Origin of the sequence: Agromyces bauzanensis (genome assembly GCF_014645655.1) — a bacterium.
Classification (GTDB): Bacteria; Actinomycetota; Actinomycetes; order Actinomycetales; family Microbacteriaceae; genus Agromyces; species Agromyces bauzanensis.
In genome coordinates this window covers 114,179-121,115 of the sequence record NZ_BMMD01000012.1, presented here as the reverse complement: position 1 = coordinate 121,115, position 6,937 = coordinate 114,179, and the positions used below count along the sequence as shown (strand labels likewise).

Below are 6,937 nucleotides of genomic sequence, written 5' to 3'. Positions count from 1 at the left end.
GGACAAGCGACGCTGGCGGTCAGCCACCGGCCGACGGTTCAACAGGAATCCTCATCCGGAGCGACGCATTCGCGCTACAGAAACGATGGTGCACCAATGAGCGACCCCGGGTACGGCGATCCCGCCGACGAGGACGAGGAGCAATGGCGCGAGCGCGCGGTCAACGGCGCCGTCGCAGGCGAGCACGTGCCCACCGACGAGGAGCTCGACCTCGAGGCACTCGAGCACGAGGGCCTCCGCGACGAGGAGGATTCGTACGACGACGGCCTCGACGGGGCCTGACCGGAATGGAAGGGGAACCGATGACGGACGGCGATGTGGTGACGGTCTCAAAGCGCGGGCAGTGGGTGAACCGGGTGATCGGCGAGCCGGAGCTCTCGCAGAGCTTCCGGTCGAAGGAGGAGGCGATCGACGCCGGCCGGGAGCTCGCCGCTACCCGTGGAACCCGGCACCGCGTGATCGAGTCGGACGAGACGGGCGTCATCATCGACGACGAGGAGGTCGTCGAGGTCGACCGCGACGCGGGTTCGCCGGTCGACCCGGCGGACCCGGGTGACGGCACCGTTCCCGAGCGCGGGCGCGAATCCTGAGCCCGGCGTACGCTGCGTTCCGGTCGAGCCACCGCCCACCGAGGAAGAGGAGGGCCCGGGAGGCTCGTCGGACCTGATTGACCGGTCGGTCAATCAGTCCTACTGTTGAGGTGAGCCCGAAAGGGGTGGCACCAACCCGAGGAGGCTGGTTTCGATGAAGAAATGGACTCGATGGGAAGACTGGGTGGCGATCGCCGCCGGTGTCGTCGTGGCAGTGTCGACGCTGTTCGTGCCCCCGATGGGCGCATCCGTCGCGATCATGGTCACGCTCGGCGTGCTACTCGTGATCTCGGGTTTCGTGAACCTCGCGTGGCCGGGCCTGGTCGCCATGGAGTACGTCCAGGGAGCACTCGGCGTGCTGCTGATCGTCTCGCCGTGGGTCGGTGGTTACGCGGATCCCACGACGTTCGGCGCCGCGTGGATGTCGTGGACCTGCGGGGCCGTCGCCCTGGTGGTCGCCGCGCTCGCCATCAGGCCGAGCATGCGCGCACACCACGACGCGATCACGCATTGACGCACCCGGTCCGAGGACGGCAGGCGATCGACCTGCCGTCCCCTCGTTCCGTTGGGGGTTCGGTGTGACGGAGACGCACGGCGCTCGCCTGCGCATCCTCGACGCAGCCGAGCAGCTCTTCGCCGAGCGCGGCTTCGATGCCACGCCGACCTCGAGCATCGCGAAGCTGGCAGCGGTGCCCAAGGGGCTGCTCTTCTACTACTTCCCGGCAAAGGCCGACCTCCTCCGTGCGCTCGTGGTCGAGCGACTCGACCTCGGACCCATCGATGCGAACACGCTCATCGAGCCGGGCAACCCCGTACGCGCACTCCTGAACCTCGCCGGACGGCTCTCCGAGCTCCAGGACGACTCGGCGGTGCTGCGGGTCATCATCTGGCGCGAGCAGCGGACGCACCCCGAGGTCAGGGCCAAGCTGCATGAACATCGCGGCCAGGTGCAGGCCGTCGTCGAGCGCGTCCTGCGCGGCAGCATGCTCCGCCCCATCGCCGCGCGCGCACTCCACGCAGCCGCCGTGGCCTGGGTCGCGATCCTGACGATTCGGCCGCTCGCCGACCACAAGGACGCCGCCACCGACGGCGCACCCGACCTGCACGCCCTCGCCGAGCTGATCTGCGCTGGGCTGGATTCGTCGGCGCTCGCCTGATCCCGGGGCGGCTGACGTCCACCGTCGGGTGAAGCGCCCGGAGCCGACGAGGGGCCCGCCGGCGAACCGGCGAGCCCCTCGGGCGTCTGCGACGAGACTAGATGGCGTTGACGTCCAGCGGGATGCCGGGGCCGAACGTGGTCGACACGGCGCCCTTCTGGATGTAGCGGCCCTTGGCGCTCGACGGCTTGAGGCGCACGACCTCCTCGAGGGCGGCCTTCGCGTTCTCCTCGAGCTGCGCTGCAGTGAAGGAGGACTTGCCGACGACGAAGTGCACGTTGGCGTGCTTGTCGACGCGGAACTCGATCTTGCCGCCCTTGATGTCCTCGACGGCCTTGGCCGGGTTGGGGGTGACGGTGCCGGTCTTGGGGTTCGGCATGAGGCCGCGGGGACCGAGCACCTTGCCGAGACGGCCGACCTGGCCCATGAGCTCGGGCGTGGCGACGGCCGCGTCGAACGATGTGTAGCCGCCGGCGACCTTCTCGATGAGCTCGGCGCCGCCGACCTCGTCGGCGCCCGCCGCGATCGCGGCCTCGGCCGCGGGGCCGGTCGCGAACACGATGACGCGGGCGGTCTTGCCGGTGCCATGCGGGAGGATGACCGTGCCGCGCACCATCTGGTCGGCCTTGCGGGGGTCGACGCCGAGCTTCAGCGCGACCTCGACCGTGGAGTCGAACTTCGCCGAGCCGGTCTCCTTGGCGAGGGCCACGGCCTCGCTCGGGGTGTAGTACTTGCCGGCCTCGATCTTCTCGGCCGCGGCCCGGTAGGCCTTGGACTTCTGTGCCATGTTGCTTCTCCTTGAGAGAGTGTGGTCATCTGCGCCTGGCAGGCGCTGCCACGAGTGCGTGAGTTCTGTGTTGGTCGACTACTCGACCGTGATGCCCATCGAACGAGCGGTGCCCGCGATGATCTTCGACGCGGCGTCGAGGTCGTTCGCGTTGAGGTCGACCATCTTCGCCTCGGCGATCTCGCGCACCTGGGCCTGCGTGAGCTTGCCAACCTTCGTGGTGTGCGGCACGCCCGAGCCCTTCGCGACGCCGGCGGCCTTCTTGATGAGCTCGGCGGCAGGCGGGGTCTTGAGGATGAACGTGAACGAACGGTCCTCGTAGACGGTGATCTCGACGGGGATGACGTTGCCGCGCTGCGACTCGGTCTGGGCGTTGTACGCCTTGCAGAACTCCATGATGTTCACGCCGTGCTGACCCAGGGCCGGGCCGATGGGCGGGGCCGGGTTCGCGGCGCCGGCCTTGATCTGAAGCTTGATCAGACCAGTGACCTTCTTCTTCGGTGCCATGATTTCTCTCTTTCTGTTCGAACGCCCGCTCCCTGAGCTTGTCGAAGGGCGGGGCACTCTCCCGCAGTTCCGGCGGATCCGGATCGCGGTGGTCGATGCGCCTGTCGCGGCACAACCCTCCGATGATACCGGAGGGTCGCTGCGCGAGGGCTGTGGAGGTTAGAGCTTGGTGACCTGGTCGAAGCTCAGCTCGACCGGGGTCTCGCGCTCGAAGAGCGAGACGAGCACCGTGAGCTTGCCGCTCTCGGGCTTGATCTCGCTGATCGTGCCCGGCAGGCCCGCGAACGAGCCGTCCTTGATGGTGATGGTCTCGCCGACCTCGAAGTCGACCTCGGCGGGGATGGCGCGGGCCGCGCCGGCGGCCACCCCGGCCTTCGCACCCTTGGCCGGCGCGACGTCCTTGATGTCGACGAGGGGCTTCAGCATGTTGAAGGCCTCCTCGAAGCGCAGCGGCGTCGGGTTGTGCGCGTTGCCGACGAAGCCCGTCACGCCGGGTGTGTGGCGGATGACCGACCAGCTCTCCTCGTTCAGCTCCATGCGCACCAGCACGTAGCCGGGGATGCGCACGCGTGTCACCATCTTGCGCTGGCCGTTCTTGATCTCGACGACGTCTTCCATCGGAACCTCGACCTGGAAGATGTAGTCGGCCATGGCCATGGACTCGCGGCGCTGCTCGATGTTCGCCTTCACGCGACGCTCGAAGCCCGCGTAGGAGTGGATGACGTACCACTTTCCGGGGAGGAAGCGCAGTTCGCTGCGGAACTCCGCGTACGGGTCGACGACCTCGGCGTCCTCCTCGATCACGGCCTCGAAGGCCGCCTCGGCCTCTTCGGGCGAGTCGATCTCGAGGGCGTCGTCGATGACGGCGTCGGCCTCGGGATCGGATGCCTCGGCCATCGCGTCGAGCACGGCGTCGAGGTCGACGTCGTTGCCCTCGTCGTCGACGACGTGCACGGCGCGGTGCTCGGCCGCCTCGACCGAGTCCTCGTCGTGCACGAGGCTCGAGCCCTCCTGCACCTCGTCCTCCTCCGACGACTGCTCGGCAGCCGTGGCCCAGTCGACGTCGTCGCGCTCAGTCCTTGACACTTCTCTCGATTCCTTCTCTTCCGCGCGCCTGCGGCGCGGAGGTCTCGGTGCCGACGGCCCGATCAGACCCCCGGAGTTCCGAAGACGTACAGCACGAGCCAGCCGAACAACTGGTCGAAGGCCCACACGATCGCCATCATGATCATGACGAACACGAGCACCACGACCGTGAAGCTCGCGAGCTCCTTGCGGGTCGGGGTGACGACCTTCTTCAGTTCGGCGATGACCTGCCGGACGAACAGGGCGATCCGAGCGAACGGATTGCGCCTCGCGGCGCGATCCCGCCTCGCGTTGGCGACGACGTCCTCGCCGGGTTCGTCGATGATCTTCCGTGCCACCTCGTACACCTTTCGTGGGCCGGCATTCGCTGCCGGCTCGCAGGGCGGACAGGACTCGAACCTGCAACCTGCGGTTTTGGAGACCGCTGCTCTACCAATTGAGCCACCGCCCTATGGAACCACCGGATGCACCGGGTCTTCCACCGTTGTCTGGACAGCACAAGTCGACCACGTTCTTCTGGGGTGAGCCCTGAAAATAGGCGCAGACAAGCTTGGCTGACTTCAACAACCTCAGCAAGTGTATGCGACGCCGGGGGCAGAGTAAAGCCGAGCGGATGCCGGCGAGCGCGTCCGTCATCTCACCGTGGTGGACGTAGGACCAAGGACCCGTCGCCGCAGTGCCGCGCACCGCTAGCCTGACGCCCAGCAAACACCGTCGGCGCGAACGTCGCCGGCGCAGCAGGAAGTGAAGGAGTGTTCGACATGAGTGACACCCAGGTCACCGGCTGGGTCGGGTGGGGCTGGTTCGCCGGCATCGTCCTGATCATCGCGGGCGCCATCGACATCATCTACGGCCTCATCGCCGTCTTCCAACCGGGCAGCGCGTACTTCGTGGCGAGCGAAGGGGGGCTCGTGCTCTTCAACGTCCAGGGGTGGGGCTGGTGGCACGCCATCTTCGGCGTCCTGCTGATCCTCGTCGGCGTCGCCCTGTTCAGCGGCGCCACATGGGCCCGCGTCACCGCCATCGTGCTCGTCGCGATCAACGCCCTCAGCCAACTGATGATGCTGCCGCTGCAGCCGTGGTGGTCGCTCATCGTGCTCACGCTCGACATCCTCGTGATCTACGCCCTCACGGTGCACGGGAGGGAGCTCAGGGCCGCCCGCGCCTGACGGTGTCCTGCGCCGCATCCGCACCTGTCGTGCGACTGTCGCGGCCCCTAGGCTTGGATCCGTGACCGAACACCCGCGCCTCTCCGCCCGAATCGCCGCCATCGCCGAGTCCGCGACACTGAAGGTCGATGCGAAGGCCAAAGCACTCCAGGCGGAGGGGCATCCGGTCATCTCCTACGCGGCAGGCGAGCCCGACTTCCCGACGCCCGAGTACATCGTCGAGGCTGCCCTCGCGGCCACCCGCGACCCGAAGAACTACCGGTACACCCCGGCGGCCGGCCTGCCCGAGCTCCGCGAGGCCATCGCCGCGAAGACGCTGCGCGACTCGGGTCTCGAGGTCGGCACCGGCCAGGTCGTGGTGACGAACGGCGGCAAGCAGGCCGTGTACCAGGCGTTCCAGGTGCTGCTCGACCCGGGCGACGAGGTGCTCGTGCCGACGCCCTACTGGACCACGTATCCCGAGGCGATCAAGCTCGCCGACGGCGTCCAGGTCGACGTGTTCGCGGGCGCCGACCAGGGCTACCTCGTCACGATCGAGCAGCTCGAGGCCGCACGCACCGATCGCACGAAGGTGCTGCTGTTCGTCTCGCCGTCGAACCCGACGGGCGCCGTCTACCCGGCCGACCAGGTGCGCGCGATCGGCGAGTGGGCGCTCGAGCACGGCATCTGGGTGGTGTCCGACGAGATCTACCAGAACCTCACCTACGCCGACGACGCCGAGGGCGTGCCTCCGCGCGCGGTCTCCATCGTCGAGGCGGTGCCCGAACTCGCGAACCAGGCCATCCTCGTCAACGGCGTGGCGAAGACCTACGCGATGACCGGCTGGCGGCTCGGCTGGATGGTCGGCCCCGCCGACGTCATCACGGGCGCCGCGAACCTGCAGTCCCACCTCTCGTCGAACGTGTCGAACATCTCGCAGCGCGCCGCCATCGCCGCCCTCACCGGCCCGCAGGACGCGGTCGAGGAGATGCGCCGCGCCTTCGACAACCGCCGCCGCACGATCGTCGCGGAGCTGTCGAAGATCGACGGCGTGACCGTGCCGGTGCCGCAGGGCGCGTTCTACGTGTACCCGGATGTCTCCGGGCTGCTCGGCCGCGAATGGGGCGGTGTCACGCCGACCACCTCGCTCGAGCTCGCCGACCTCATGCTCGAGCAGGCCCAGGTGGCGGCCGTGCCGGGCGAGGCGTTCGGACCGAGCGGGTACCTGCGATTCAGCTACGCACTCGGCGACGCGCCCCTGCTCGAGGGCGTGCAGCGCCTGCAGCGCCTGTTCGCCTGATCCGTTTCCCCGGTCACCGCGCTCTCGCCGAGCAGGTGGGGTAACGTCGGCGGCAGCGGGCACGACGACGTGTCCCGCGCGGAGGAGGGCACGATGAGCAATCACACCTATCGGGTCGCCGAGATCGTCGGCACGTCGCCCGAGGGGGTCGACGGCGCGATCAGCAACGGCATCGCCCGCGCGGCGGCGACCATCCGCCACATGGACTGGTTCGAGGTGGTCTCGGTGCGCGGCGAGATCGAGGACGGCGCCGTCGCGCACTACCAGGTGACGCTCAAGGTCGGGTTCCGGATCGAAGACGCCTGATCGGCGCGCGGCGTTCCGGGCATGGGAACGCCCGCCGTCGGGCCCCCCGGCTCCGA

General features: G+C 68.6%; 11 protein-coding genes and 1 tRNA gene. 7 read left to right on the top strand and 5 right to left on the bottom strand.

Going from position 1 to position 6,937, the window contains the following annotated elements; genetic code table 11:
- The first annotated feature begins 96 nt into the window (after positions 1 to 96).
- The 4 genes from IEX31_RS11555 (at position 97) to IEX31_RS11540 (ending at position 1,747) form a co-directional block, all read left to right on the top strand.
- Complete coding sequence (locus IEX31_RS11555) at positions 97 to 282, top strand: hypothetical protein (protein ID WP_188743585.1); 186 nt, start codon at positions 97 to 99, stop codon at positions 280 to 282.
- A 20-nt stretch (positions 283 to 302) separates the two neighbouring features.
- On the top strand, positions 303 to 590 hold the full coding sequence (locus tag IEX31_RS11550; protein ID WP_188743584.1) for a DUF2188 domain-containing protein: 288 nt from the start codon (positions 303 to 305) through the stop codon (positions 588 to 590).
- Between the two features lie 154 nt (positions 591 to 744).
- A complete protein-coding gene (locus IEX31_RS11545; protein WP_188743583.1) occupies positions 745 to 1,104 on the top strand; it encodes an SPW repeat domain-containing protein in 360 nt (119 codons plus the stop codon).
- A 64-nt stretch (positions 1,105 to 1,168) separates the two neighbouring features.
- Positions 1,169 to 1,747, top strand: a complete 579-nt coding sequence (locus IEX31_RS11540; protein ID WP_188743582.1) for a TetR/AcrR family transcriptional regulator — start codon at positions 1,169 to 1,171, stop codon at positions 1,745 to 1,747.
- 97 nt (positions 1,748 to 1,844) lie between these two features.
- On the opposite strand, the gene rplA is transcribed toward IEX31_RS11540, so the two are convergent.
- From rplA to IEX31_RS11515, 5 genes are all read right to left on the bottom strand, one after another.
- A complete protein-coding gene (rplA, locus tag IEX31_RS11535; protein ID WP_188743581.1) occupies positions 1,845 to 2,534 on the bottom strand; it encodes a 50S ribosomal protein L1 in 690 nt (229 codons plus the stop codon).
- 78 nt (positions 2,535 to 2,612) lie between these two features.
- A complete protein-coding gene (gene rplK, locus IEX31_RS11530) occupies positions 2,613 to 3,041 on the bottom strand; it encodes a 50S ribosomal protein L11 (RefSeq protein ID WP_055863240.1) in 429 nt (142 codons plus the stop codon).
- Between the two features lie 159 nt (positions 3,042 to 3,200).
- The gene (gene nusG, locus IEX31_RS11525; protein WP_188743580.1) at positions 3,201 to 4,127 is read right to left on the bottom strand and encodes a transcription termination/antitermination protein NusG; all 927 of its coding nucleotides are present in this window, start codon (positions 4,125 to 4,127) and stop codon (positions 3,201 to 3,203) included.
- A 62-nt stretch (positions 4,128 to 4,189) separates the two neighbouring features.
- A complete protein-coding gene (secE, locus tag IEX31_RS11520; RefSeq protein WP_188743579.1) occupies positions 4,190 to 4,465 on the bottom strand; it encodes a preprotein translocase subunit SecE in 276 nt (91 codons plus the stop codon).
- Between the two features lie 40 nt (positions 4,466 to 4,505).
- Positions 4,506 to 4,578: transfer RNA gene (locus IEX31_RS11515), tRNA-Trp, on the bottom strand.
- 310 nt (positions 4,579 to 4,888) lie between these two features.
- On the opposite strand from IEX31_RS11515, the gene IEX31_RS11510 reads away from it, so the two are divergent.
- The 3 genes from IEX31_RS11510 to IEX31_RS11500 all read left to right on the top strand — a co-directional run bounded on the left by IEX31_RS11510 (position 4,889) and on the right by IEX31_RS11500 (position 6,881).
- Positions 4,889 to 5,296, top strand: a complete 408-nt coding sequence (locus tag IEX31_RS11510; RefSeq protein ID WP_188743578.1) for a DUF7144 family membrane protein — start codon at positions 4,889 to 4,891, stop codon at positions 5,294 to 5,296.
- 61 nt (positions 5,297 to 5,357) lie between these two features.
- Positions 5,358 to 6,575, top strand: coding sequence for a pyridoxal phosphate-dependent aminotransferase (locus tag IEX31_RS11505; RefSeq protein ID WP_188743577.1), 1,218 nt, complete (start codon positions 5,358 to 5,360; stop codon positions 6,573 to 6,575).
- A 93-nt stretch (positions 6,576 to 6,668) separates the two neighbouring features.
- On the top strand, positions 6,669 to 6,881 hold the full coding sequence (locus IEX31_RS11500; RefSeq protein WP_188743576.1) for a dodecin: 213 nt from the start codon (positions 6,669 to 6,671) through the stop codon (positions 6,879 to 6,881).
- Positions 6,882 to 6,937: the final 56 nt, after the last annotated feature.

What these genes read in the sequence shown, in the direction of transcription:
- IEX31_RS11510 (WP_188743578.1), top strand. Translation starts at nt 4,889, where the DNA reads ATGAGTGACACCCAGGTCACCGGCTGGGTCGGGTGGGGCTGGTTCGCC.
- IEX31_RS11550 (WP_188743584.1), top strand. Translation starts at nt 303, where the DNA reads ATGACGGACGGCGATGTGGTGACGGTCTCAAAGCGCGGGCAGTGGGTG.
- IEX31_RS11500 (WP_188743576.1), top strand. Translation starts at nt 6,669, where the DNA reads ATGAGCAATCACACCTATCGGGTCGCCGAGATCGTCGGCACGTCGCCC.
- IEX31_RS11545 (WP_188743583.1), top strand. Translation starts at nt 745, where the DNA reads ATGAAGAAATGGACTCGATGGGAAGACTGGGTGGCGATCGCCGCCGGT.
- rplK (WP_055863240.1), bottom strand. Translation starts at nt 3,041, where the DNA reads ATGGCACCGAAGAAGAAGGTCACTGGTCTGATCAAGCTTCAGATCAAG.
- IEX31_RS11555 (WP_188743585.1), top strand. Translation starts at nt 97, where the DNA reads ATGAGCGACCCCGGGTACGGCGATCCCGCCGACGAGGACGAGGAGCAA.
- rplA (WP_188743581.1), bottom strand. Translation starts at nt 2,534, where the DNA reads ATGGCACAGAAGTCCAAGGCCTACCGGGCCGCGGCCGAGAAGATCGAG.